This is a genomic window from Vibrio iocasae, assembly GCF_042245395.1.
Lineage (GTDB): Bacteria > Pseudomonadota > Gammaproteobacteria > Enterobacterales > Vibrionaceae > Vibrio > Vibrio iocasae.
In genome coordinates, this window is record NZ_CP145311.1 from 68771 (window position 1) to 94434 (window position 25664).

Annotated in this window: 22 protein-coding genes; 16 read left to right on the forward strand and 6 right to left on the reverse strand. The window is 43.2% G+C overall.

Annotated elements, in window-relative coordinates; translation table 11 throughout:
- Positions 1–56 precede the first annotated feature (56 nt).
- From rmuC to tatC, 7 genes are all read left to right on the forward strand, one after another.
- A complete protein-coding gene (gene rmuC / locus SNR28_RS09800) occupies positions 57–1571 on the forward strand; it encodes a DNA recombination protein RmuC (protein ID WP_375752116.1) in 1515 nt (504 codons plus the stop codon).
- Between the two features lie 47 nt (positions 1572–1618).
- Complete coding sequence (gene ubiE, locus SNR28_RS09805; RefSeq protein ID WP_375752117.1) at positions 1619–2401, forward strand: bifunctional demethylmenaquinone methyltransferase/2-methoxy-6-polyprenyl-1,4-benzoquinol methylase UbiE; 783 nt, start codon at positions 1619–1621, stop codon at positions 2399–2401.
- 19 nt (positions 2402–2420) lie between these two features.
- Complete coding sequence (locus SNR28_RS09810) at positions 2421–3026, forward strand: SCP2 domain-containing protein (protein WP_375754066.1); 606 nt, start codon at positions 2421–2423, stop codon at positions 3024–3026.
- On the forward strand, positions 3023–4657 hold the full coding sequence (gene ubiB, locus SNR28_RS09815; protein ID WP_375752118.1) for a ubiquinone biosynthesis regulatory protein kinase UbiB: 1635 nt from the start codon (positions 3023–3025) through the stop codon (positions 4655–4657). Before SNR28_RS09810 ends, ubiB begins: the two co-directional genes overlap by 4 nt.
- 56 nt (positions 4658–4713) lie before the next feature.
- The gene (gene tatA, locus SNR28_RS09820; protein ID WP_375752120.1) at positions 4714–4965 is read left to right on the forward strand and encodes a Sec-independent protein translocase subunit TatA; all 252 of its coding nucleotides are present in this window, start codon (positions 4714–4716) and stop codon (positions 4963–4965) included.
- Between the two features lie 3 nt (positions 4966–4968).
- Positions 4969–5322 carry a Sec-independent protein translocase protein TatB gene (gene tatB, locus SNR28_RS09825; protein WP_375752122.1) on the forward strand — a complete coding sequence of 118 codons (354 nt, stop codon included), beginning with the start codon at positions 4969–4971 and terminating at the stop codon, positions 5320–5322.
- A gap of 75 nt (positions 5323–5397) precedes the next feature.
- Positions 5398–6159, forward strand: coding sequence for a twin-arginine translocase subunit TatC (tatC, locus tag SNR28_RS09830; protein ID WP_375752123.1), 762 nt, complete (start codon positions 5398–5400; stop codon positions 6157–6159).
- 54 nt (positions 6160–6213) lie between these two features.
- Here tatC and SNR28_RS09835 read toward each other — a convergent pair whose 3' ends face one another.
- Positions 6214–6975: a TatD family hydrolase gene (locus tag SNR28_RS09835; RefSeq protein ID WP_375752124.1), complete on the reverse strand. Its 762-nt coding sequence runs from the start codon at positions 6973–6975 to the stop codon at positions 6214–6216.
- Positions 6976–7128: 153 nt separating this feature from the next.
- Between SNR28_RS09835 and hemB the strand changes: the two genes are divergently transcribed.
- The 3 genes from hemB (at position 7129) to polA (ending at position 12029) form a co-directional block, all read left to right on the forward strand.
- Complete coding sequence (gene hemB, locus SNR28_RS09840; RefSeq protein WP_375752125.1) at positions 7129–8169, forward strand: porphobilinogen synthase; 1041 nt, start codon at positions 7129–7131, stop codon at positions 8167–8169.
- Positions 8170–8244: 75 nt separating this feature from the next.
- The gene (locus SNR28_RS09845; protein ID WP_375752126.1) at positions 8245–8688 is read left to right on the forward strand and encodes a GNAT family N-acetyltransferase; all 444 of its coding nucleotides are present in this window, start codon (positions 8245–8247) and stop codon (positions 8686–8688) included.
- Between the two features lie 560 nt (positions 8689–9248).
- Entirely contained in the window at positions 9249–12029 is a 2781-nt protein-coding gene (gene polA, locus SNR28_RS09850) for a DNA polymerase I (RefSeq protein WP_375752127.1), read from the forward strand.
- A gap of 743 nt (positions 12030–12772) precedes the next feature.
- On the opposite strand, the gene yihA is transcribed toward polA, so the two are convergent.
- A complete protein-coding gene (gene yihA, locus SNR28_RS09855; protein WP_375752128.1) occupies positions 12773–13444 on the reverse strand; it encodes a ribosome biogenesis GTP-binding protein YihA/YsxC in 672 nt (223 codons plus the stop codon).
- 128 nt (positions 13445–13572) lie between these two features.
- On the opposite strand from yihA, the gene SNR28_RS09860 reads away from it, so the two are divergent.
- From SNR28_RS09860 to hemN, 5 genes are all read left to right on the forward strand, one after another.
- Entirely contained in the window at positions 13573–14190 is a 618-nt protein-coding gene (locus SNR28_RS09860) for a c-type cytochrome (RefSeq protein ID WP_375752129.1), read from the forward strand.
- 654 nt (positions 14191–14844) lie between these two features.
- The gene (locus SNR28_RS09865) at positions 14845–15483 is read left to right on the forward strand and encodes a class I SAM-dependent methyltransferase (protein WP_375752130.1); all 639 of its coding nucleotides are present in this window, start codon (positions 14845–14847) and stop codon (positions 15481–15483) included.
- Positions 15483–16046, forward strand: a complete 564-nt coding sequence (gene yihI / locus SNR28_RS09870; protein WP_375752131.1) for a Der GTPase-activating protein YihI — start codon at positions 15483–15485, stop codon at positions 16044–16046. Before SNR28_RS09865 ends, yihI begins: the two co-directional genes overlap by 1 nt.
- 10 nt (positions 16047–16056) lie before the next feature.
- Positions 16057–16557, forward strand: a complete 501-nt coding sequence (locus SNR28_RS09875; RefSeq protein WP_375752132.1) for a DUF2489 domain-containing protein — start codon at positions 16057–16059, stop codon at positions 16555–16557.
- A gap of 201 nt (positions 16558–16758) precedes the next feature.
- Positions 16759–18132, forward strand: a complete 1374-nt coding sequence (hemN, locus tag SNR28_RS09880; RefSeq protein ID WP_375752134.1) for an oxygen-independent coproporphyrinogen III oxidase — start codon at positions 16759–16761, stop codon at positions 18130–18132.
- Positions 18133–18218: 86 nt separating this feature from the next.
- Here the strand turns inward: hemN and glnG are convergent, their stop codons facing one another.
- The 3 genes from glnG to glnA form a co-directional block, all read right to left on the reverse strand.
- Positions 18219–19628 carry a nitrogen regulation protein NR(I) gene (gene glnG / locus SNR28_RS09885; protein WP_375752135.1) on the reverse strand — a complete coding sequence of 470 codons (1410 nt, stop codon included), beginning with the start codon at positions 19626–19628 and terminating at the stop codon, positions 18219–18221.
- A 57-nt stretch (positions 19629–19685) separates the two neighbouring features.
- Positions 19686–20732, reverse strand: a complete 1047-nt coding sequence (gene glnL / locus SNR28_RS09890) for a nitrogen regulation protein NR(II) (RefSeq protein ID WP_375752137.1) — start codon at positions 20730–20732, stop codon at positions 19686–19688.
- Between the two features lie 297 nt (positions 20733–21029).
- Positions 21030–22439 (reverse strand): glutamate--ammonia ligase, encoded by a 1410-nt coding sequence (gene glnA, locus SNR28_RS09895; RefSeq protein ID WP_375752138.1) that lies wholly within the window; start codon positions 22437–22439, stop codon positions 21030–21032.
- A gap of 468 nt (positions 22440–22907) precedes the next feature.
- Between glnA and typA the strand changes: the two genes are divergently transcribed.
- Entirely contained in the window at positions 22908–24737 is a 1830-nt protein-coding gene (gene typA, locus SNR28_RS09900) for a translational GTPase TypA (RefSeq protein WP_375752139.1), read from the forward strand.
- A gap of 220 nt (positions 24738–24957) precedes the next feature.
- Here typA and SNR28_RS09905 read toward each other — a convergent pair whose 3' ends face one another.
- Entirely contained in the window at positions 24958–25599 is a 642-nt protein-coding gene (locus SNR28_RS09905) for a DUF2959 domain-containing protein (protein WP_375752141.1), read from the reverse strand.
- Between the last annotated feature and the right edge of the window lie 65 nt (positions 25600–25664).

Genomic DNA, 25664 nt, shown 5'->3' on the forward strand with positions numbered 1-25664 from the left:
GGACATTTATCCAGTATCTACATAAGATTTTCAAAAAATAGCTTGGTTATCGGCGTATGCAGTGGATTATTGAAAATCAAACAGTGGTTATTTCAGTTTTACTAAGCGGAGGTGTAGCTGCATTTCTTTCCGGCTGGTGGATGAAACAGAAGATGTCTTTTAGTCTGGAGCTTCAGAAGCAGAAAGCAGACTCTGAACAACAGCTGATATTAAGTCGATTGGCTGAGGCTGAAAAAGCTTTGTCAGAAAGTCAGAATGAGCTTAATGAGCTGGATGTTGAAAGAGACAAAGCGGCTTATGAGCTAAAACAGTCCCATGGCAAGCTGATGGCAGCCATGGAGAAGCTGCGTCATTTTGATAGCGTGAATCATGAAAGACAAAAGCATGCGGAATCTTTGGTTCAGGCCAGAGATAATATCGCCAGGCTCAATGCGGACTTACGTGAACAAGAAGCAAGGCATCAGGAAGAGAGCAAAGCCAATCATGAAAAACTGCATTTGCTGGAGCAGGCTGAGGAACGCCTGAAACAGCAATTCGAGCACTTGGCTAACCAATTGTTTGAAACTAAAACAGCCAAGGTAGATCAACAGAACCGCCAAAGCTTAGAAGGTTTGCTGTCTCCCCTAAAAGAGCAGCTGGAAGGCTTTAAAAAGCAGGTAACGGACAGTTTTGGCAACGAAGCCAAAGAGCGTCACACTCTGGTCCATGAAATCAAGAGCCTGCAAAAGTTGAATGAACAGATGACCAGGGAAGCAGTAAACCTGACTCAGGCACTTAAAGGAGACAACAAGCAGCAGGGGAACTGGGGAGAGGTTGTTCTTGCTCGGGTGCTGGCAGAATCTGGACTCAGAGAGGGGCATGAATATCAGACACAGGTTAGTTTGCAAGATGAGGCAGGTAAGCGCTATCAGCCAGATGTGATTGTTCACTTACCTCATGACAAGCAAGTTGTTGTGGATTCTAAAATGGCTCTGGTCGCTTATGAAAGATATTTCAATGCAGAGTCAAATGAAGAAAAAGACCGCGCGCTAAGTGAACACCTTACTGCTTTAAGAGCACATGTACGGGGTTTGAGCCAAAAGGATTACCATAAGCTAAAAGGTATTCAGTCACTAGATTATGTACTGATGTTTATCCCGGTAGAGCCCGCTTTTCAGGTCGCAATTGAAGCCGATCCATCTCTGATAAAAGATGCGATGGAAAACAATATTATCCTTGTTAGCCCGACGACTTTATTGGTTGCACTCCGCACCATAGATAACTTATGGCGAAACGAGCGTCAGAACCAGAATGCTCAGGTGATAGCTGACCGAGCAAGCAAACTTTATGACAAGCTAAGACTGTTTCTGGACGATATGGAGTCTATAGGTTCTTCTCTTGATAAGGCCAGTCAGAATTATCAGGGAGCGATGAACAAGTTGGCAACAGGAAGAGGCAATGTGCTCCGACAGGCTGAAAGCTTCAAAGAGCTGGGTGTTGAGATTAAAAAGCCGATTTCTACCAGCCTGTTAGAAATTAACCAAAATGAGGCTTTGGTAGAAAGACATCCCGATGAGGATAAAGTAAACTGAGCGTTCGCATCCACATGAGGAATTAGTGGATGCCAGTGAGGGAAATAATGACAGATATAAGCTTAGACGCAAATTCAGCCGCTCAAACTGAAGAAACGACACATTTTGGTTTTCAAACCGTTGCCAAAGAAGAAAAAGTTGCCAAGGTTGCCGAAGTTTTCCACTCGGTAGCAACAAAATACGACATCATGAATGACCTGATGTCTGGTGGTATTCATCGTATCTGGAAGCGATTCACTATCGACTGTAGTGGTGCTCGACCGGGACAGAAAATTCTGGATCTGGGTGGTGGTACTGGTGACTTAACTGCAAAATTTTCACGAATTGTTGGTGAAAAAGGTCATGTGATCCTTGCTGATATCAACAATTCTATGCTGAACGTAGGCCGTGACAAACTGAGAGACTCAGGTGTTGTTGGCAACGTTCATTATGTACAGGCGAATGCGGAAGAGCTGCCTTTCCCAGATGATTATTTTGACTGTATTACGATTAGCTTTTGTCTTCGAAACGTAACGGATAAAGACAAAGCCCTTCGTTCGATGTTCCGGGTACTAAAGCCAGGTGGTCGTCTGTTGGTACTGGAGTTTTCTAAGCCAATCCTTGAACCACTGTCTAAGATTTACGATACCTACTCATTCCATTTATTGCCTAAGATGGGTGAAATTATCGCGAATGATTCAGAAAGTTATCGCTATCTTGCAGAATCAATTCGTATGCACCCGAATCAGGACACGCTTAAAGGCATGATGAATGATGCCGGTTTTGAGCAAACCAGTTACTACAACCTGACTGGTGGTATTGTTGCTCTTCATCGTGGCTACAAGTTCTGAGGAAGTTATGCCTGAGTTAATGTCTTTGGATCCAATGGCGACAGCTGCGATTGAAACAGCACTCAACTCGCTTATTAAAGAGAGCCATGAGCAGAGTAAGCAACTACTTCGCTTGAAAGGGCAAGTATTGCAAATTCATCTTATCGAAGTAGATAAGACGCTTACCTTTATTTTTAGTCAGCAAATCGACGTGTTGGCTAATTATGAGGGTAAACCTGATAGTTACCTTTCTCTTCACCTTTCTGCTTTGCCTGAACTAAGAGATGAATCCAATATCACTCGCTTGATTAAACAAGAAAAGATCGAACTGGAAGGTGATATCAAACTTGTACAGAGTTTCTCTCAGTTGCTCAAAGATATTAAGCCTGATATTGAAGAACGAATGTCTCGGTATACCGGAGATATTGTTGCTCATACTGTTGTTCAGGGCGCAAAAGAGATTGGCTGTTGGGTCAAAAAACAGGCCAGAAAGCACGAAAGCCACTTAGCTCAGGTTTTGACGGAAGAGTGGAGAATTGCACCACCACCACTTGAAGTCGCATTTTTCTGTGATCAGGTTGATGATGTAAAGAATCAGGCTGAAAAGTTAGAATCTCGTCTTGCTAAGTTGTTGGAGAGAGTATGACACCAGCAGAACTCAAAAGGCTTTACACGATAACTAAAGTTCAACTGGAGTACGGGTTAGATGAGCTCGTTCCGGATCACCAGCTAACTAAGACGCCATTGTTAGCCAGAAAGGCACTATTCTGGCTTAAGAACAAACATACTGATAAAGCGTTAGGTGTAAGGCTTAGGTTGGCGTTACAGGAGCTAGGCCCGGTCTGGATTAAGTTTGGGCAGATGATGTCGACTCGTCGAGATCTGTTTCCTCCCCATTTGGCCGATCAATTGGCTTTGCTTCAGGATCAGGTTGAACCATTTGATGGTGCATTAGCAAAAGCCCAGATGGAAGAAGCGCTGGGCGGCCCACTTGAAAACTGGTTTACCGATTTTGATATCGAGCCTTTGGCGTCAGCATCTATTGCTCAGGTTCATACCGCTAAAATTAAAGATACAGGACAAGAGATTGTCCTCAAAGTTATTCGTCCCGATATCCGTCCGGTTATCGATGCGGATATCAAGCTAATGTACAGAATGGCTCGAATCGTCGCTAAAGCCGTCCCTGATGCTTATCGATTGAAACCCGTTGAAGTGGTTCGTGAATACGAAAAGACGCTTCTTGATGAGCTTGATCTAAGACGCGAAGCGGCAAATGCTATTCAGCTACGTCGAAACTTTGAAGGAAGTGAAGAGCTATACGTCCCAGAAGTCTTTCCTGACTTCAGCAATGAAACTCTGATGGTTTCAGAGCGAATCTATGGCATTCAGGTATCGGATATTGCAGGGTTGGAAGCTAATGGCACAAATATGAAGTTGTTGGCTGAGCGTGGTGTAAGTGTCTTCTTTACTCAGGTTTTTCGAGATAGCTTCTTCCACGCAGACATGCACCCAGGCAATGTGTTTGTACAATATGATCACCCTGATAATCCTCAGTGGATAGGACTCGATTGCGGTATTGTTGGCACGTTAAATAGTGAAGATAAGCGCTATCTTGCCGAAAATTTCTTAGCCTTTTTTAATCGGGATTACCATAAAGTAGCCCAACTCCATGTGGATTCTGGTTGGGTTCCGGCAGATACGAACGTACAGGAATTTGAATTTGCGATTCGTATGGTATGTGAGCCGATATTTGCCAAACCTTTATGTGAAATCTCATTTGGTCATGTACTTCTAAACCTGTTTAATACGGCTCGCCGATTTAACATGGAAGTTCAGCCTCAGTTAGTGTTGCTTCAGAAAACACTGCTTTATGTTGAAGGGTTAGGACGTCAGCTTTATCCACAACTTGACTTGTGGGCAACAGCGAAACCTTTCCTTGAAAATTGGATGGCGCATCAGGTTGGGCCGCAAGCTGTGATTGATGCAATCCAAGAAAAAGCACCATTTTGGGTGGAAAGAATACCGGAGCTTCCTGAGCTCATTTATGACGGCCTGAAAAGAGGCCGTGAAATAGACCTGAAGATGGAAAGAATCTATCAGGGGTATCAACAAACCAAGCGAAATCATGCAAAAGGCAAATTAATGCTTGGTGTTGGATCAACTCTCATCGTATGCTCTACGATACTGATGATGGGGCCATATAGTTACCTCGCTTGGGGTAGCGGTATAACGGGCTTCACATTTTGGTTGCTAAGTTGGCGTACATACAATAAATAATAGTACACTTAGCGGATTAATTTTTTTGTTCAATAATGTTCCCCGAGGTATTGAGAATGGGTGGTATTAGTATTTGGCAATTACTTATTATTGCTGTAATCGTTGTTTTGCTGTTTGGAACTAAAAAGCTTCGTAATATGGGCGGTGACTTAGGTTCCGCGGTGAAAGGCTTCAAAAAAGCAATGAACGATGATGAACCAGCTTCTAAGTCGGTAGAGAAAGATGCAGACTTTGAGCCTCAGAATATTGAGCAGAAGAAAGAAGAAGCTTCTTCTGAAGAAGTTAAAAAAGACAAAGAGCAGGCATAAACCGTGTTCGATATCGGTTTTTGGGAACTGATACTAATTTCTGTCGTTGGTCTGGTCGTATTAGGACCAGAGCGTTTGCCTGCAGCCATTCGTAGTGTTGCTAAGTTTGTTAACGGTGCAAAGGCGATGGCTAACGGTGTGAAAGATGAGCTTTCCCATGAACTCAAGATTCAAGAAATGCAGCAGAACCTCAAAAAAGCTGAGCAGATGAGCATGGAGGAGTTATCTCCGGATCTCAAAGCTTCAGTGGAGGAGCTAAAGCAAGCAGCCAAAGATGTTCAAAGGCCGTTTGCAAATGATGCTCCAGAAGAGAAGGCGCAAAGTTCTGAATCTCAGACAGAAAAAAAAGCCGAATAATAAAAGGTTCTACTATTCGGCAATATAGACAGAGCTGCCGAAATGCAGCTCTTTTTGTATTTGAGCGAGGTTTATATGTCTTCGGTTGATCAGCAGACACAACCACTAATTAGCCATTTACTCGAGTTGAGAAACCGCCTGCTAAGAGCAATGCTTGCGGTACTCGTCGTTTTTCTTGGGCTTATTTATTTTGCGAACCATATTTATGAGTTCATTTCAGCACCTTTAATTGAGCGTTTGCCTGAAGGCGCGACCATGATTGCAACCGATGTTGCGTCACCTTTCTTTACGCCTTTGAAGCTAACTTTAATAGCATCGGTGTTTGTTGCAGTACCGTTTATCCTTTATCAAGTTTGGGCCTTTGTTGCTCCGGGCTTGTACAAGCATGAACGTAAGTTGATTATGCCGCTGATGTTTTCGAGCTCAATGCTCTTCTACTGTGGTGTGGCGTTTGCGTATTATGTAGTATTCCCGCTGGTATTTGGTTTCTTCACCGCTATCTCCCTTGGGGGGGTAGAGTTTGCGACCGATATTTCCAGCTATCTGGATTTTGTTTTGGCACTCTTCATCGCTTTTGGTATCGCTTTCGAAGTGCCGGTAGCAATTATCCTGCTGTGCTGGACTGGCGCGACAGATGTGAAGAGTTTGTCTGAGAAACGTCCATATATTGTAGTGGGTGCGTTCATTGTCGGTATGATGCTGACCCCACCAGATATGATTTCGCAGACCTTACTCGCAATACCTATGTGTTTACTCTTTGAGGTGGGGCTATTCTTTGCTCGTTTCTACACAAAGCGTGATGACGCAGAAGAATCGGAAGAAACTGAAGAGTCCTAAGGTTTACCTGGGCTGAGTTATCAAAAGAGGAGCGTTTTGCTCCTCTTTTTGCATTTATAGGCTGAACAGCTTGGTTGCGTTGTCAGTCGTTAACTTGTCCACTTCATTGAGAGTTAACCCTCTGAGCTCAGAGATGCGTGTTGCTACAAGCTCAGTATATGAAGGTTCATTCCGTTTACCGCGATGAGGCACAGGAGCTAGGTAAGGGCAATCTGTTTCCAGAATTATGTCTTTCATATCTAAATGTGGAATGACTTTATCCATTCCTCCATTTTTAAATGTTGATACGCCACCAAGCCCAAGATGAAAACCCAAATCGGTAATCGCTTTTGCTTCATCTACGGAGCCACCAAAGCAGTGGAATACTCCACTAAGGGAACCATCCTGAACGGTTCTTAGCAATGCCAATGTTTCCTGAATCGAGTCCCTTGTATGAATGACAACAGGAAGACCCATCTCTTTTGCCCAACTTAGCTGCGTAATCAGAGCGTATTCCTGTTCTTTTCGGTATGTTTTATCCCAATATAGGTCAATTCCGATTTCACCCACGGCAATAAAGTTATGCTTCTCAAACCAAGAATGAATCTTTGCCAGAGTTTGTTTTACATCTGCATCGACATAACATGGGTGAAGACCCATCATGGACTTACAGATATCAGGGAACGCTTTTTCAGTTGCCAGCATAGGCTCAATAGACTCTAGATCGATATTCGGCATAAGAATCTGGTTAATGCCTTGTTCGAGGGCTCTGTTTACAACTTCGCTTCTATCGTTATCAAACTCTTGAGCATAAATATGAGCGTGAGTGTCAATCATGTCCGGTGTTTCCCCTAATCTTTAATGGGTAGATTATACGGTGATATCTCAAATTTGTATTCCGGATAGTGATTTTTCATCCTTCCATCTGGCCTGCAATCCTTGTAGTGATATGATGTTGAACAGATTTTTTATAGTAGTCAGGAGACTCTTGTGAGCGTTTCTATTCAAGGACAATTTCCGGGACGCAGAATGCGTCGTATGCGTAAACATGACTTTAGCCGTCGTTTGATGGCTGAGAATCAGTTATCAGTAAATGACTTAATTTACCCAATGTTTATTCTTATGGGTAAAAACAGACGTGAAGCTGTTGAGTCTATGCCGGGTGTTGAGCGTGTTTCGATCGATCTTCTGATTGAAGAAGCACAGTTGTTAGCAAATCTGGGTGTGCCGGCTATTGCGCTGTTTCCCGTCGTGAACCAGGACGTGAAAAGTCTTAATGCTGAAGAGGCCTACAATCCGGAAGGGCTTGTACAAAGAGCGGTAAGAGCACTTAAAGAGCATGTGCCAGACATGGGCGTTATCACTGATGTTGCTCTGGATCCGTTCACGACACATGGCCAGGACGGCATAATTGACGAAACTGGATATGTTTTGAATGACGAAACAACAGAGGTTTTGATCAAGCAGGCATTGTCTCATGCTGAAGCGGGTGCGGATGTTGTTGCGCCTTCAGATATGATGGATGGCCGTATCGGAAAAATCCGTGAAGCGCTAGAAGAAGCTGGCCATATTTATACTCAGATAATGGCTTATTCTGCTAAGTATGCATCAAACTACTACGGTCCTTTCCGTGATGCAGTTGGATCGGCTTCAAACCTGAAAGGTGGTAACAAGAAGAACTACCAGATGGACCCGGCTAACAGCGATGAAGCTCTTCATGAGGTGGCGATGGACATCAATGAAGGTGCAGATATGGTAATGGTTAAGCCAGGTATGCCATATTTGGATGTGGTTCGCCGTGTGAAATCAGAACTGCAAGTTCCTACATACGCTTATCAGGTGTCTGGAGAGTATGCGATGCACAAAGCGGCAATTCAGAACGGTTGGTTAAAAGAGAAAGAAATAGTTCTGGAATCTCTGCTTTGCTTTAAGCGCGCGGGTGCGGACGGTATTCTCACCTACTTTGCGAAAGATGTCGCGTTGTGGCTTGCAGAAGATAATGCCAAAGCGAAAGAGAGTATCAGCGAGTAAAATCAGATTCTAGTAAAAGCCAGATGTCGTGGTAAAAAGCCTTGATGTCTGGCTTTTTTATGTTTGGGAGAAAATATGAGCGTAAAAGTACGTGAAGGCTCGTTGGAAGAGTGCATTGCAGTTATCGGTGAGATATCAGAGTTTTCTCGCGCTGAAACTGTAGAGTCACTAGCTGAAAGGTTGGATGGACGAAAGTCTCTAATCCTGATCGCCGAAGAAAACGAAGAGTTGCTCGGAGTAAAAATTGGTTATGAACTGAACGCATCTCAGTTCTATAGCTGGTTAGGTGGAGTGTTACCGCGGGCAAGAGGAAAAGGTGTGGCGCAGGTGTTGCTGGTGGCTCAGGAACAGTGGGGCAGAGCTTCGGGATATAAGGAGATAAAGGTTAAAACCCGGAATCAATTTCCTTCAATGATAAGGCTTCTTTCCAGAAATAATTATCTTATTGAAAAGTTTGAGAAAAAAGAAAATAACCTGGAATCCAGAATTCATTTTATAAAGACACTGGAAAATAAATGAGAAAAATTCTCAATTAGTTGTTGACTATTAAATGAGAATGATTATTATTAATCCTGTCTTGGGGAGTTAAGGACAGTTTGGAAACGAACTTGCACTGAATTCTCGAATGACACGACATTGCTCACATTGCTTCCAGTGTAATTTAAGCTTACAGGGTAAATAGATAACATTCTCCGAAGTTTTCGCTTTACCGCTTATGCTAGGCGACATCGAAAGATGTCGCTTTCTTTTATCTGCTAAACAGCAAAATATCTTGTTCAGTTCCCCTTCCAATTGTTTATCTAGCTATTAACCATCAGATAACTTTTCCACATTGATGGATCATTTTAGGATCTTACTTAGAATTGATGATTTTGGTTTAAGTTGTTGTAATTTAAGTATTTGTTCTGAGTGTTGCACTCTGTTTGTAAAAAGTAAAAAAAAGTGATCATAAAATACAAACAGACTTATCCACAGATGTGTATACGTTTTACTTCGAATCTCTTACCCCTACCATAGAATAGTGAACAACTTCATGGCATCCTTAGCGCATCTTTCTCTACTCTTGGATACAGAAACGCATGGCAAGCATCCCTGAAAACCCACTTATCCTTATAGATGGCTCCTCCTATCTTTATCGAGCTTTTCACGCCTATCCGGGCACAATGAGCAACGGTGAGATACCTACGAATGCTGTTTACGGTGTTGTAAATATGCTGAGAAGTATGATGAGGCAGTTCCCATCAGATAAGATTGCCGTTATTTTTGATGCGAAAGGTAAAACTTTCAGGGATGACATGTACCCAGAGTACAAGGCAAATCGCCCACCAATGCCAGATGATCTTCGGTGTCAGATTGAGCCTCTGCACAATGTAATTAAAGCGATGGGCTTACCTCTTATTTCAATTCCTGGAGTTGAAGCGGACGATGTTATTGGTACATTGGCCTCTCAAGCTTCGAAGGCTGGCATGCCTGTCTTAATCAGTACTGGCGATAAGGATATGGCTCAGTTGGTTGATGACAACGTTACTCTAATTAACACCATGACGAATGTAGTGATGGATCGTGAAGGGGTTATTGAGAAGTTCGGTATACCACCGGAGCTTATTATCGATTATCTGGCCCTGATGGGAGATAAGGTCGATAACATCCCAGGTGTTCCAGGGGTGGGAGACAAGACTGCGACAGCCTTGCTACAAGGTATTGGCGGCCTCGATAAGCTATATGAGCAGCTGGATGATATTGCTGCTTTGGGCTTCCGTGGTTCAAAAACAATGTCGAAGAAGCTAATAGACAACAAAGAGAATGCGTACCTTTCTTACGAGTTAGCAACCATCAAGTTGGATGTTGAGTTAGAAGAAACCATAGAATCTCTGGTTAAAGCGGAACCAAGCAAAGATGAGCTTATTCAGCTTTACGGAAAGCTAACTTTTAAGTCGTGGTTAAATGAGCTTTTGGATGGTGGTTCTGGTGCTGTTGAAGCAGATGATAAATCTGGCCGAGCTCCGGCTACTGCCTCAACAATAGACTCTTCAGCCGTTACTATTGATCGTAGTAAGTATGAAACCATATTGGATAAAGAGAGCTTTGCTAACTGGCTAGATAAGCTAAAAGCTGCAGAAGTGTTTGCATTCGATACCGAAACTGACAGCCTGGACTACATGGTAGCGAACCTTGTTGGTTTATCCTTCGCAGTGGAAGAAGGTGTTGCAGCCTATGTACCGGTTGCGCATGACTATCTTGATGCACCTGAACAGCTGGACAGAGATTGGGTCCTTGAGCAACTGAAGCCTATCCTTGAAGATGAAAGTCAGGCTAAGGTTGGACAGAATCTAAAGTATGACGCGAGTGTTTTGGCTCGTTACGATATTGAAATGAAAGGCATCAGGCACGATACCATGCTTGCTTCTTACGTTTACAATAGCGTAGGTGGAAAGCATGATATGGATAGCCTTGCTCTTCGTTTCTTGCAACATAGCTGTATCTCCTTTGAAAGTATTGCTGGCAAAGGTAAGAATCAGCTTACCTTCAATCAAATCGACCTTGAACAAGCTGCATCTTATGCCGCAGAAGACGCGGATGTAACCTTACGTCTGCACAATCGTCTTGTAGAAAATATTGAGCAGGATGACAAGCTTAAGTCTGTGTATGAAGAGATAGAAGTTCCTTTGGTACCTGTACTTTCTCGCATGGAAAGAACGGGCGTATTTATTGACGATATGTTGCTTGGTGCTCAGTCTCAGGAAATCGCAGTTCGCTTAGAGCAACTTGAGAAGGAAGCCTATGAAATAGCAGGTGAAGAGTTTAACTTAAGCTCTCCAAAGCAGTTGCAGGCGATTTTGTTTGAAAAAATGGGTTTGCCAGTCGTTAAGAAAACACCTTCAGGAGCACCTTCTACTAATGAAGAAGTATTGCAGGAGCTTGCTTTAGATTACCCATTACCAAAGCGTATTCTGGAATATCGTGGATTGGCTAAGCTGAAATCCACATACACGGACAAGCTGCCTAAGATGATTAACCCAGAAACTGGTCGGGTGCATACGTCATACCATCAGGCGGTAACGGCAACTGGCCGATTATCTTCAACCGATCCTAACCTACAAAATATACCAATCCGTAATGAAGAAGGACGCCGTATTCGTCAGGCATTTGTTGCTCCTCACGGCTGGAAGATTCTTGCGGTGGATTACTCTCAGATTGAACTGAGAATTATGGCTCACCTATCAGGTGATCAGGCTTTGCTGGATGCGTTTAAGCACGGCAAAGACATCCATGCGGCAACCGCAGCAGAAGTGCTTGGCATTGAAATTGATCAGGTAAGCAGTGAACAGCGTCGCAGAGCTAAAGCGATCAACTTTGGATTGATCTACGGAATGAGCGCATTTGGTCTGGCTAAACAGTTGGGTATTCCTCGTGGTGAAGCGCAAGGTTATATGGATACCTACTTTGAACGCTATCCTGGAGTTATGCAGTACATGGAAGACACCCGAGCACAAGCTTCTGAGCAAGGCTTTGTTGAGACTTTGTTTGGTCGTCGACTACATCTACCAGAAATCAAATCTCGTAACGGTATGCGTCGTAAAGCGGCTGAACGTGCTGCCATTAACGCACCGATGCAAGGTACTGCTGCTGATATTATTAAGAAGGCAATGTTATTGGTAGACGAGTGGATTCAAAAAGAAGGTAATGATCGTGTAAGGCTATTAATGCAAGTGCACGATGAATTGGTTTTTGAAGTTGAAGAGAGCGCTCTGGCTGAAATTGAAAGTAAAGTACAGAATTTGATGGAGTCGGCAGCATCTATCAATGTTCCTCTAGTTGCTGAGGCTGGTCACGGTGATAATTGGGATCAGGCACACTAGACACTTTTTAGTTAAAGTTCGGTAAATAGCATGAGCCAGCGCACAACGCTGGCTTATTTTGTTTTTAAATAAAGTTTTTTCGTAAGAGCTCAAGAATGTAGTTAAATAAAAGTTTAATGAAAAAAAATTACAAAAAGGGTTTGCAATTGCGCTCAATTGTTGTACATTAACTCTCGTAGGGTACAGAGGTAAGATGTTCTATCTTTCAGACCTTTTGTTTCACGTTATTGGATTAGGCTGATTCAGCCGCCCCGGTCAGTTTTTGACCGGGGCGTTTTTTATTGGGTGAAACAAAATTTCAATGATTAATTAATTCTTTAAAATCAGTGTATTAAATTCGTTATCAACTTTCCCACCATTTCTGCTTGTTCCAACCTCAATTCTGCTTAATAAACATGTGGTGATATTTTTGTCATTAATGTAACCGGCAATAACCTTGTGAAAGTTAGAGTTATTTTCACTAAATGAACATGGTTGAATATGTTGTAATTTTAGTTCTTGTTACTAAAGATATTTATAGATAAAAAAAAAGTGGTAAAGGACTGGTTAGATATTACTTGGATGCAATGGGAATGGGTTATCTATAGAGAGTTTGAGGCAAAACGAGACCAATGATGGATTTAGCTGTTGAGATTGTTGCGATTTATTTCGATTTATTGAATTATGTCGGGATAATAATAAATACCTCCTAATTCTCTCCCGTTGCCCCACCTAATAAGGTGGGGATTTTTATAGGTAGTACCTTATTCTGTTTCCAGATCATCGATGTCATCTTCTGATTCAACATCGGTTAGTTCAGTGGCTGGAGCAAACCATCCGTCCAGAGTAGAGCGAAGCTGATCAACACCAATTCCTTTAAGAGAGGAAAATACGTCTACTTTTACATCACCGCCAAATGCTAACGAAGCTTCGCGAATTTTTAATAGTGTCGCTTTTCTTGCTCCGCTTTTTAGTTTATCTGCCTTGGTCAACAGAACCTGAACAGGGATATCAGACTCAATAGCCCAATAAATAAGTTGCTGATCCAGATCTTTCATCGGATGACGGATATCCATAAGTACAACTAAACCTTTCAGGCACTCGCGTTTTTGCAAGTATTCGCCTAATGATTTTTGCCATTTCTTCTTCATTTCCAGAGGAACCTGAGCGAAGCCATATCCTGGAAGATCGACAATGTGGCAGTTGTCCTGAACTTTAAAAAGGTTAATTAGCTGAGTTCGACCAGGTGTTTTACTGGTTTTAGCTAAGCTACGTTGATTGGTAAGGCGGTTTAAAGCACTTGATTTACCAGCATTTGAGCGTCCTGCAAAAGCAATTTCAACCCCTTCGTCTTCTGGTAAGTGACGAATATCAGGTGCACTAGTGATGAAATGCGTATTTTGATAATGAATTTTAACGCTCAATGTTAACTCCATCCGACTTTATGTAGTCAGTTGATTGATTTTTTGTTAATTTGTGTAAAATACACACGAAAGGTCGCCTATTGTATCACGACAATAATTTATAGGTGGTACTGGAAGCTCAATAATTATAATGGAATGTCATGAAAAAATTAGCGCTAATCTTGGGCCTGTTTGCCAGCTTTACTGTTTGGGCTCAAGGTAATATCGAGGCTGGCAAAGCAAAAACTACAACTTGTGTCGCATGTCATGGTACTGATGGCAATAGCCTCATTACTAACTATCCTAAACTGGCAGGTCAGCACGAAACTTATATTAAGAAGCAACTTGAAGAACTAAAGCTTGGTGGTGAAACGGCTGGTGAAAAAGGTCGCTATGATCCGGTTATGAGCCCGATGGCTATGCCATTATCTGAACAAGATATGGCTGATTTGGCTGCATACTATGCATCTCTTCCTATCTCAGACAACTCAACACCTGAAAATGTAGTCGAACAGGGTAAAGTACTTTACCTCGCTGGAGACAAAGAACGTGGCTTAACTGCATGTATTGCTTGTCATGGTCCAAGAGGCAATGGTACTGAGTTATCAGGGTTCCCTAAAATCTCAGGACAACATGCAGATTACGTTAAGTTGCAGCTTGAAAAGTTCCGTAAAGGTGAAAGAAACAATGACCTGAACGGCATGATGCAAGACGTTGCCAAACTTCTGACTGACGAAGATATCGAAATTCTATCTAAATATGTTGGTGGCCTGCACTAACAGAATTTAGTTCTGAAAAATAAAGAGCCATTATGGATATTATTCTGTAGTGGCTTTTTTTGTGACTAAATTCACTGATAACCATCGTCTACTCAGTGGTAAATATCTTTGTTCCTTGTAAGAGATCTGCCATTCACTCGAAATATATACTTTGTAACTATCTGAAAAGTCGCTGCTTAAGATATTTGATAACAAATAGTTGTGGTTTTTTTAGTTTCCTTGCTTGTTTGGGGAGGTGATTAGAGTAAATTAAACCTCAAGCAAGGAGCTCTTACTCTTCAGGATGAAGAAGACTAATGACTAGGAGTCATTAGAACATGGATGGTTGATTCGTTTCCGGGATGGAACAAGTAATGGATCAGGTTCAGGATGAGCCCTGCAACAGGATGTTGTATGGAGTTGTAAAACGCATCAGGATGATGGCAAACGAGAATTCGCAGGGAACGCACTAAAAACATACGGAATGTTGTGTTTGTTCGCAGTTTGCACACACAGTTTATTTGCCACTTTTCATTTCGGCAGCTTAGTAAGCGATAGTTATCTATCGCTTTTTTTATTTTGATGCCTGTTAACTCTGGCTTCTTGCTGCTTTTTTACTCCACTTATTCTCTCTTTTCTGCTATGTTTCGCATCCCTTAATTGAAGGATGTATCTATGTGCACTTGTCCTTTGTGTGAACAGACAGATTCCCAGTTTTTTTATCAGGATAAGCATCGACCGTATTATCGATGCTCTAACTGCATGCTGGTGTTTGTTCCAGAGGAAAACAGGTTGGATGCAAAAAGGGAAAAAGCCTTCTATGATCTGCACAATAACGATCCTCAGGATGAAGGATATCGCAGATTTTTATCCAGAATGTCTGTTCCGATGGCAGAGAGACTGTCTGAAGGTTCAAAAGGGTTAGATTTTGGTTGTGGGCCTGGTCCTACGCTTTCCCTGCTTCTGGAAGAACAAGGTCATAAAGTTTCGCTGTATGATATTTTTTATCATACAGATAAGCGTGTTTTGGATCGTGAGTATGACTTTATGACAGCCACGGAGGTGATTGAGCATTTGCATCACCCTAAACAAGTGTGGCAACAATGGTTAAGTCTGGTTAAGGCCGGAGGCTGGCTTGGTGTGATGACTAAGCTGGTTATAGATAAAGATGCGTTCGTAAACTGGCATTATAAAAATGACCTTACTCATGTCTGCTTTTATAGCAGAGAGACGTTTCAATATCTGGCCGCGAGAGACAATCTCCAACTAGAATTTATTGGTAATGATGTAATTTTACTGAGGAAACCCCAGTAATGAGTCGAAATAAGAAATCGAGAAAGCCAGGTTCTTTCGGTGACGTAGACCTGATTGTAACAAGAAACAGAAGTGAGGCTGATGTTGAAGGTCGCTTGCGCAAAAAAATGAAAAAGCGTAAGGGGCTTAAAACAGGTAACAGAAACTCAGAAGCTGTTGAGGCTAAAGAAAGAAAAGCTTCCCAGAAAAAAGATCCTCGTATTGGTAGCAAGAAAAAGATCCCTCTGATTGTTGAAGCTAAGCCTAAGTCAACGAAGAAAGAGCGTCTTGCTTCTGCTGAAAAAGAGCTGGAGATGCTTGAGAACGATGCACAATTAAACGTGCTACTGGATCGCATCGACAACGGTGAAAAGCTGGGCGCAGGTCTGCAGAAATACGTTGATGAGAAGCTGGACCGCATTGAAGTTCTGATGAATCAGCTTGGATTGATCGAGCCAGAAGATCCAGCAGAAGAGATCGAAGAAGTAGCGCCAGTAAAACCAGCGAAAGCGAAGAAGGCTTCATCGGATGATGATCTTCTTTCTCAGTTTGAAGATCTGGATCTGAATGACTTCAAAAGCTAAGGAGTAGCGGATGAACCTAACAGTGCTAATGATACTTGGCGCGATAGTAATTTTAGCTCTCGCAAGCTATGCGCTTATGTTACTGCTTAAAGTTCGCAAGCAAAGTAAGTTACGCCAGGAGTTCATTGATATCTCTGTGGCGAAGCGAAATGCAAATATCTTTGATAGCGTAAATACGCTTTGTCTGGCTGGTATTCAGGGACAATGTGATTTAGCGGAAGTGAGCATTCGTGTCTATCACATTCTTGATTATGTTCAGGGAGAACATCGAGTAGATGTGGAGAAGGAATATCCAGCACTGTTTGAACTGTTTAGTGTTGTGAAAGACTTTGCTCGTGGAGAGGACCGACAAAAGCTTGAAAAGCGTGAGCGAATGAAACAGGACCTTGAACGACATAAGGCAGAATCCCGCTTAACCGGTGCAATTATCGAAGAGCTTAAACAACTTCAGTCTCGAATCGCCCCATTAAGTGAGGCGCCAAAAGACGAGATTACAGTTACTCAGGCATAAAGGTCACAGCTCATGCACCACTTTGGGGCGTGAGCGGTTTATTTGAGTATCTCATCCGCATACCTCAAAAGTGCTAGTGATCAAACTAGCACTTCTGAACATTTATCCCGTATTCTATCTGTAATTACACATGCCTAACGCTGTGATATGGCAAAATAAACGGTCACAGCTAAACCTAAAGTCGTAAAGTGGAATAAAGCAATGTCTAGTGAACAAATCGTATGGGATCAGTCCATCCTGGAAAAATATAATTATTCCGGTCCAAGGTATACCTCCTATCCAACTGCTCTTGAATTTCATGAAGCATTCACGATTGCAGAGTTTGATATGGCTTGTCATCAGTACCCTGATCGCCCTCTATCACTGTATATTCATATCCCTTTCTGTCACAAGCTTTGCTATTACTGCGGCTGTAACAAAGTAATTACTAGGCATTCTCACAAAGCTGACGAGTACTTGGATGCTCTTGAACACGAAATTCGCCAGCGCGCATACCTTCTTAATGAAAGAAGTGTTACCCAGCTTCACTTTGGTGGAGGTACGCCAACGTTTCTGACGAAAGCTCAAATCACTCGTTTGATGACACTTATAAAAACGGAATTTGTTTTTGAGGACGAAGCGGAAATCAGTATTGAAGTTGATCCACGTGAAATTGAACTGGATATGTTGGATCACCTTCGTGCTGAAGGCTTCAATCGACTGAGTATCGGGGTTCAGGACTTCAACAAAGAAGTTCAGGTTGTAGTAAACCGTGAGCAGGATGAAGAGTTTATCTTTGCAATGGTAGAGAGAGCAAAAGAGCTGGGCTACCGCTCAACGAACCTCGACCTGATTTATGGCCTGCCATTACAAACCAAAGAAAGCTTTGCTGAAACCTTGGCTCAGGTGCTGAAAATGCAACCAGGGCGTTTATCTGTATTTAATTATGCGCACATGCCTAAGCTGTTTGCAGCCCAGCGCAAAATTAAAGATGAGCAACTACCGAAAGCAGAAGAAAAAATGGCGATTCTTCAGGATACCATTGCGACGTTGACTGATGCAGGCTATCAGTTTATCGGTATGGATCACTTTGCTAAGCCTGATGATGAGCTCGCAGTAGCGCAAAGAGAAGGTGTTTTGCATAGAAACTTCCAGGGTTACACAACTCAGGGTAATTGTGATCTTATCGGATTTGGTGTTTCGGCTATTTCTATGGTTGGTGATTGCTATGCGCAGAACCAAAAAGAGCTTAAGCACTACTATGCCCAGGTTGATGAAATGCGCCATGCACTATGGAAAGGTGTTTCTCTTGATGGTGATGACCTGATTCGTCGTGAAGTGATTAAAGAACTTATCTGTAACTTCTCTTTAGACAAGACAAAAATAGAGAAGAAGTTTGATCTGACTTTCAGCCAGTACTTTGACGAAGATCTGAAGCTTCTTCAGACCTTTATTAATGATGAGTTAGTTGAAGACACAGAGACGGCCATCAAGGTTACCCCGCGAGGTCGTTTGCTGATTCGAAACATCTGTATGTGTTTTGATAAGTATCTGCGCGACAGAGCGAGACAGCAACAGTTCTCAAGAGTTATCTAACGACAGATAACTAACAGATAAAATCAAAAAGCGCGAAGGTAAAACTTCGCGCTTTTGCTTATCTATGATCTGGGACTTTTAGCGAATTAGCTAATATCCAGCTCTTTAAGCTTACGAGTTAACGTGTTTCGCCCCCAGCCAAGTACTTTAGCCGCTTCTTGCTTATGGCCGTTGGTGTGGCTTAGAGCCGTTTTTAGCAGTATTCGCTCAAACTCTGGCAGTGCATAAGAAAGAAGCTCTGTCTCCCCGGATGCAAGTGCAGCATTAGCCCATGATTCTAATTCAGCCTGCCAACTACCACTGCCTCCGGCAGCTGCAGCGGATTTCTCTTCTAATAACTCTGCAGGTAGGTCAGAAGGTAGCACTTCACTACCGCTGGCCATTACAGTCAGCCAGCGACAAATGTTTTCCAACTGACGCACGTTCCCCGGCCATGAAAGGCGCTTCAACGAGTCAACAGTTGACGAGTGAAGCGTTTTAATCTCAACACCAAGTTCTTCTGCGGCTCTTGCAAGGAAGTGTAGTGTTAGCTTTTCAATATCCTGCTTTCTGTCTCTTAGGGCTGGAATTTGGACTCGTATAACGTTCAGGCGGTGGAACAAATCTTCACGGAACTTACCTTCGTGAACCAGCTTTTCAAGGTTCTGGTGCGTTGCTGCCACAATTCGCACGTCAACTTTGATGCCAGAGTGTCCACCTACACGATAAAATTGACCGTCAGCCAGTACCCTCAACAAACGGGTTTGAATATCCAGAGGCATATCACCGATTTCATCCAGGAACAATGTGCCTCCATTGGCCTGTTCGAAGCGGCCCTGACGAACATTGTTTGCCCCGGTAAATGCGCCTTTTTCATGCCCGAATAGTTCTGACTCAATCAAATCTTTTGGTATTGCAGCCATATTTAGAGCAATAAACGGATTCTTCGCTCTTGGGCTATGACGGTGAAGTGCATGAGCCACCAACTCTTTACCTGTACCTGATTCACCATTAATCAGTACCGATATGGATGAACGGGATAGCCGACCTATCGCACGGAAAACTTCCTGCATTGCCGGGGCTTCACCGATGATCTCGGGTGCATCTGTATCAAAGACATCGTCAGAGATAGCTTCCCTTTTTTGCTCATGGCTGTGAGTAATTGCTCGCTCAACAAGAAGTAGCGTTTCATCAATATCAAAAGGCTTCGGCAGATATTCAAACGCCCCCTTTTGATATGCGTTAACCGCTGCATCAAGGTCAGAGTGTGCTGTCATAATAATAACTGGCAGGTCAGGGTGTCGGCTATGAACCTGATTGAGCAGGTCCAAACCATCAATGCCAGGCATCCGTATATCAGAAACCAGTACATCCGGGGTTTCTCTTTCCAGCGCCATGAGCACACTTTCTGCATCTGCAAATGTTTCACACTGAATGTTTGCAGATGAAAGTGTCTTCTCCATTACCCAGCGGATGGAGCTATCATCATCAACAACCCAGACATATCCTTTACTCATACGAAACTTCCTTTCTTTTTCTGCCCGTTACATTAACCATTAAAGTTATCGAGCTACTTAAATAGGCAGATAAATAGTAAATGTGGTCCTACCCGGCCAGCTTTCAACATCGATCTTGCCTTTATGCTGGTCGATTAAATTCTGTGAGATTGATAATCCAAGCCCAGTCCCTCCCTCTCTTCCACTTACCATTGGATAGAAAAGCGTGTCCTGAAGCTTAGACGGGATGCCCGGCCCGTTATCAATAATTTCTATTCGGGCTGCAAGCTTGTAACGATGGCCATGAATATTGGCCTGATGCACCGTTCTGGTTTTTAAGATGATTTGCCCGTCATCTTGATTTGTCAGAATCTGAGCGGCATTACTCACAATGTTTAGCAGCGCCTGTTCAACCTGATCGGGATCCATGAGGATGTCTGGCAAACTAGGGTCATAGTCCCGGACAATCTCAATCTTAGGCGCTTCGAGTTCAACTAACTGACGTACCTTTTCAAGCACAACATGGAGGTTCTCTTCCTGTTTCTTGCCCGGCTTTTGTGGCCCAAGTAGTCGGTCAACTAGAGCCCGAAGGCGATCAGCCTGCTCAATGATGATTTGGGTGTATTCACCAAGTGAAGGGTCTGGCAACATCTTTTGCAGTAGTTGCGCTGCACCACGTAATCCACCCAGTGGGTTTTTGATTTCATGTGCAAGTCCGCGAACTAATAACTTGGCTGCTTGTTGCTGAGCATGTTGATTTAGCTCTTGAGTTAATCTTCTCTGTTGTCCTATTTTTCTCATTTCAACGAGCAAAAACAGGTTCTTTTCCCAAGACAGTGGGCTTACCGTGACTTCCAGCATCAAAGGCTTACCGTCGACAACAAAGGTAACATCACTATCGGTAATGCTTTGACCACTTTGCAAAGGCTGAGTCAGCAAGGCTAAGTCCATTGATGCATGCTGAATCACGTGAGACAGGTGTGTATCGATCAGCCTTTTTCTACTTTGTGAAAACAGTTGTTCGGCTGCGGGATTGGCATAGCGAATAAGCAGACTCTCATCCAGCATGATGGTCGCGGTTACTATGTTTTCCAGAATTGCGGTTGAAAGATTATTTGTGCTCACAACTCTCCCCTTAATCTGCGCCAAAATTGAGCTTTGCACCATAATGGTGCGTGGTAATTTATGAGTATGAGCCAAGATAGGGAGAACTCAAGAAAATTATTGATGGGAAAGCCTTATAGAGCGGGCTGTCTGCGATATTTCTTGGTTCTTCTATGCATCTCTGAGTACTCATGCACCGTTATAGAACATAGTAATGCAATTATCTTGCCGGATTAGTTTTGGAGATAGTTGTTTGTTAAATAAATAAAAAAGGCTTACCCGAAGGTAAGCCTTTCTGAATTTCCGGAGAAATAACTCTTATACAGAGTAGTACAGTTCAAACTCAAGTGGGTGAGTTGTCATGTTCACTTTCTCTACGTCCTGAGACTTAAGGTCGATGTAAGAATCGATGAAGTCATCAGAGAATACACCGCCAGCTGTCAGGAACTCACGGTCTGCGTCCAGACACTCTAGAGCTTCTTTCAGAGAGTAAGCAACTGTTGGGATTTCTGCTGCTTCTTCTGCTGGTAGGTCGTAAAGGTCTTTATCCATTGCTTCACCTGGGTGGATCTTGTTCTTAATTCCGTCAAGACCAGCCATTAGCATTGCTGCGAAGCATAGGTACGGGTTAGCAGATGGGTCACCGAAGCGTAGCTCGATACGACGTGCTTTAGGGCTTGGTACCACAGGGATACGGATAGAAGCAGAACGGTTACGTGCAGAGTAAGCAAGCATAACTGGTGCTTCGAAGCCTGGTACAAGACGCTTGTACGAGTTAGTTGATGCGTTCGCGAATGCGTTGATTGCGCGAGCGTGCTTGATAATACCACCGATGTAGTAAAGTGCAGTTTCAGATAGACCGCCGTACTTGTCACCAGCAAACAGGTTAACACCATCTTTGTTTAGAGACTGGTGAACGTGCATACCAGAACCGTTGTCACCAACTAGTGGCTTAGGCATGAATGTCGCTGTTTTACCGTATGCGTGAGCAACGTTGTGTACAACATACTTGTAAACCTGAATTTCATCAGCTTTAGCCGTTAGCGTGTTGAAACGAGTAGCGATTTCGTTCTGACCTGCAGTTGCAACCTCGTGGTGGTGCGCTTCTACTACCTGGCCCATTTCTTCAAGTACAAGACACATTGCAGAACGGATGTCCTGAGATGAGTCAACTGGTGCTACTGGGAAGTAACCACCTTTAACGCCAGGACGGTGACCTTTGTTACCTTCTTCGAAGTCAGCACCTGTGTTCCAGCTCGCTTCTACATCATCAATCTTGTAGAAAGAACCAGACATGTCCGTGTTGAACTTAACATCGTCAAATAGGAAGAATTCTGGCTCTGGACCGATAAGAACGGTATCTGCGATACCAGTTGAACGCATGTAATCTTCAGCGCGTTTAGCAACTGAGCGTGGGTCACGGTCGTAACCTTGCATTGTAGAAGGTTCTAGGATGTCACAACGGATGTTTAGTGTTGCATCTTCTGTGAATGGGTCAAGAACAGCACTTGCTGCGTCAGGCATCATCACCATGTCTGATTCGTTAATGCCTTTCCAGCCAGCAACTGAAGAGCCATCAAACATTTTGCCGTCTTCGAAGAAGTCAGCGTCTACTTGGTGTGCAGGAATAGATACGTGTTGTTCTTTACCTTTAGTATCAGTAAAGCGTAGGTCAACAAACTTAACTTCGTTTTCTTGGATCAGCGATAGAACATTTTCTACTGACATCTTGGATAACCTCCAGTGTTATTAAAGCGGTACAGTTCTGTATAACAAATCGTTATTGAACAACTTCAAGTCGATAAATTCGATAGTGATTTACTTATAGCTAGAACCGTGCCAAAAAAATTAATCCTTCAATTTCAAGGGCTTGGTATTTTGATGTTTTGTTTTGGTGCAGCGTTTGCACCAAAATGATCCTGTTATGCACGATATTGGTGCAACCAAATGTTCAGGAACTGTTCAAAACAAAAACTATTTCGCACGTTACTCATTCAGTTGTCAATGAACTTTTTATCTGAACATAATTGAATTGTTTTAAATCAAAACTAGAGTTAGGGCATGCAGCATTAGTATATAAGTGCTGAGATAGATCACATTTCTTAGGCGTTTTGCGAATTTTCTGGTACATTAAGCGCCGATTTTTAAACCAAGTGGCGAATAAACGTCACTTTTACTTTGAGTGAATCAAATTTCATGGCTACTCCACAGATCGATAAATTAAGAAATATCGCGATCATCGCGCACGTTGACCACGGTAAAACAACACTTGTAGATAAGCTTCTTCAGCAATCAGGTACGTTAGAATCTCGTGGAGAAGCAGAAGAGCGTGTGATGGACTCGAATGACATCGAGAAAGAGCGCGGCATTACTATTCTTGCTAAAAACACAGCAATCAACTGGAGCGACTACCGTATCAATATCGTAGATACTCCGGGACACGCAGACTTCGGTGGTGAAGTAGAGCGTATCATGTCTATGGTTGATTCAGTGCTTCTGATTGTTGATGCTGTTGATGGTCCTATGCCTCAGACTCGCTTCGTAACGCAAAAAGCATTTGCTCACGGTCTTAAGCCTATCGTTGTTATCAACAAGATTGACCGTCCGGGTGCACGCCCTGACTGGGTAATGGATCAGGTATTCGACCTGTTTGATAACCTTGGTGCGACAGATGAGCAGCTAGATTTTCAGGTTGTTTACGCTTCGGCACTAAATGGTTGGGCAACGCTGGAAGAAGGCGAACAAGGTGAGAACATGGAACCGCTGTTCGAAGCTATCGTCGATAACGTAGCTGCACCAGAAGTTGACCTTGATGGCTCACTACAAATGCAGATCTCTCAGCTGGACTACAGTTCTTATGTTGGTGTTATCGGTGTTGGCCGTGTTACGCGCGGTACAATTAAGCCAAACCAGCAGGTAACGGTTGTTGGTGCTGATGGTAAAACTCGTAACGGTCGTGTTGGTACTGTTCTTGGTTATCTTGGTCTTGAGCGTCATGAAACAGAGCAGGCAACTGCGGGTGATATCGTTGCAATCACTGGCCTTGGTGAGCTTAAAATCTCTGACACTATTTGTGACCAGAACGCTGTAGAAGCGCTTCCAGCGCTTTCTGTTGATGAGCCTACTGTTACCATGACTTTCCAGGTAAACACCTCTCCATTTGCTGGTAAAGAGGGTAAATTCGTAACTTCACGTAATATCCTTGAGCGTCTAGAGAAAGAATTGGTTCATAACGTTGCACTTCGTGTAGAGCAAACTGACGATCCAGATAAGTTCCGTGTATCTGGCCGTGGTGAACTTCACCTTTCAATCCTGATTGAAAACATGCGTCGTGAAGGTTTTGAACTTGCTGTATCTCGTCCGGAAGTAATCATCAAAGAAGAAGATGGTCAGCTTATGGAACCGTATGAAACCGTAACTATCGATGTTCTAGAAGAGCATCAAGGCGGTATCATGGAGAACATCGGTCTGCGTAAAGGTGAACTAACGGATATGTCTCCGGATGGTAAAGGCCGTGTCCGTATGGACTTTATGATGCCTTCTCGTGGCCTTATCGGCTTCCAGACAGAGTTTATGACCCTGACTTCAGGTTCTGGTCTTATGTACCATACGTTCGACCACTACGGTCCACACAAAGGTGGTGTGATTGGTCAGCGTAATAACGGTGTTCTAATTTCAAACGGCGCTGGTAAAGCACTGACAAACGCCCTGTTTAACCTTCAGGAGCGTGGTCGTCTGTTTATCGGACACGGTGTGGAAGTTTACGAAGGTATGGTTATTGGTATTCACAGCCGTGACAATGACCTGACGGTTAACCCGCTTAAAGGTAAGCAGTTAACTAACGTTCGTGCATCTGGTACGGATGATGCTCAGGTTCTTACTCCGCCGATCCTTATGACTCTAGAGCAGGCGCTTGAGTTTATCGATGATGATGAGCTGGTGGAAGTAACTCCTGAAAGCATCCGTATTCGTAAGAAGTTCCTTTCTGAGAACGAGCGTAAGCGTGCGGGTCGTGCGGCAAAGTAATCTGAATTAAGTTTCTAGATATTAGAAGGGCAGGAAGTGATTTCCTGCCCTTTTTCATTCTCTGAACGGTATTTACCGGAATGCTCGTTTCCACGAACCGCATAGTTACTCTGGTGTTGTCACTGTAGTTTCTTTGAGCGGGCATGTTCGTTACATCGAGCACACCCGGTAAACACCAGGATGATATCGCTAGTGCCTGAAGTGCTAGGTTGTTCTGGGGTTATTTAGCACTTAACTTACTAAGAAACTTGTCCGATTCCGCAATTGCCGCTTCCATATCTTTAATGGCATGGCCGATATCTTTTTCAAGGCTCATAAATTCTCCCTGTAGAGAGCCAATTGCGCTGGCGTTCAGGTTATGTTTTAAATACAAAGTGTTATCACGCAATGTATTCAGAACCGGGGTCATTTTCGCTTCCGCTTTTTTCATCGCTTTGAGCATGGTTTGATACGAAGATTTGGTTTCTCTTAGCTTTTGTTCGCTGTTTCGACGGAGTTTGCTACTTGTGTATAGCTCCAGCTCTTCTTCCCACTCTTCAAACAAAGCCTCAGAGACATCCTCAATCGCTGCGATTCTGGAACGAACGGTTTCAGCTGCTGCTTCGCTGTCTTCGTAATTCTCATTTACCTGATTGTACATGGCTTCAAGATCGCCACCATCAAACTGAGTCAGGTTCGATAGGGCATCTAAAGCACTGGTAAATTCTTCCTGTGCTTCTTGCTGAGAAACCTTGGCATCTTCAACCCGGTCAACCATAATGTCTCGCTTATGGATGCCTACTTTCTCCATAGCCGAGTAATAGGTCGACTGGCAACCCGTGAGCGCGGTAAGTGTTAGTAGTGTCGCTAGAATTAAGCGCATGATGAATTCCTTTTTATTAGAATTAGTTTTTGCCTTAGGTGACTATAATATATTGAATATATGCA

What these genes read in the sequence shown, in the direction of transcription:
- SNR28_RS09845 (WP_375752126.1), top strand. Translation starts at nt 8,245, where the DNA reads ATGAGCGTAAAAGTACGTGAAGGCTCGTTGGAAGAGTGCATTGCAGTT.
- ubiE (WP_375752117.1), top strand. Translation starts at nt 1,619, where the DNA reads ATGACAGATATAAGCTTAGACGCAAATTCAGCCGCTCAAACTGAAGAA.
- SNR28_RS09860 (WP_375752129.1), top strand. Translation starts at nt 13,573, where the DNA reads ATGAAAAAATTAGCGCTAATCTTGGGCCTGTTTGCCAGCTTTACTGTT.
- SNR28_RS09875 (WP_375752132.1), top strand. Translation starts at nt 16,057, where the DNA reads ATGAACCTAACAGTGCTAATGATACTTGGCGCGATAGTAATTTTAGCT.
- glnG (WP_375752135.1), bottom strand. Translation starts at nt 19,628, where the DNA reads ATGAGTAAAGGATATGTCTGGGTTGTTGATGATGATAGCTCCATCCGC.
- yihA (WP_375752128.1), bottom strand. Translation starts at nt 13,444, where the DNA reads ATGGAGTTAACATTGAGCGTTAAAATTCATTATCAAAATACGCATTTC.
- SNR28_RS09810 (WP_375754066.1), top strand. Translation starts at nt 2,421, where the DNA reads ATGTCTTTGGATCCAATGGCGACAGCTGCGATTGAAACAGCACTCAAC.
- hemN (WP_375752134.1), top strand. Translation starts at nt 16,759, where the DNA reads ATGTCTAGTGAACAAATCGTATGGGATCAGTCCATCCTGGAAAAATAT.
- rmuC (WP_375752116.1), top strand. Translation starts at nt 57, where the DNA reads ATGCAGTGGATTATTGAAAATCAAACAGTGGTTATTTCAGTTTTACTA.
- tatC (WP_375752123.1), top strand. Translation starts at nt 5,398, where the DNA reads ATGTCTTCGGTTGATCAGCAGACACAACCACTAATTAGCCATTTACTC.
- typA (WP_375752139.1), top strand. Translation starts at nt 22,908, where the DNA reads ATGGCTACTCCACAGATCGATAAATTAAGAAATATCGCGATCATCGCG.
- yihI (WP_375752131.1), top strand. Translation starts at nt 15,483, where the DNA reads ATGAGTCGAAATAAGAAATCGAGAAAGCCAGGTTCTTTCGGTGACGTA.
- SNR28_RS09835 (WP_375752124.1), bottom strand. Translation starts at nt 6,975, where the DNA reads ATGATTGACACTCACGCTCATATTTATGCTCAAGAGTTTGATAACGAT.
- glnA (WP_375752138.1), bottom strand. Translation starts at nt 22,439, where the DNA reads ATGTCAGTAGAAAATGTTCTATCGCTGATCCAAGAAAACGAAGTTAAG.
- ubiB (WP_375752118.1), top strand. Translation starts at nt 3,023, where the DNA reads ATGACACCAGCAGAACTCAAAAGGCTTTACACGATAACTAAAGTTCAA.
- polA (WP_375752127.1), top strand. Translation starts at nt 9,249, where the DNA reads ATGGCAAGCATCCCTGAAAACCCACTTATCCTTATAGATGGCTCCTCC.
- tatA (WP_375752120.1), top strand. Translation starts at nt 4,714, where the DNA reads ATGGGTGGTATTAGTATTTGGCAATTACTTATTATTGCTGTAATCGTT.
- SNR28_RS09865 (WP_375752130.1), top strand. Translation starts at nt 14,845, where the DNA reads ATGTGCACTTGTCCTTTGTGTGAACAGACAGATTCCCAGTTTTTTTAT.
- SNR28_RS09905 (WP_375752141.1), bottom strand. Translation starts at nt 25,599, where the DNA reads ATGCGCTTAATTCTAGCGACACTACTAACACTTACCGCGCTCACGGGT.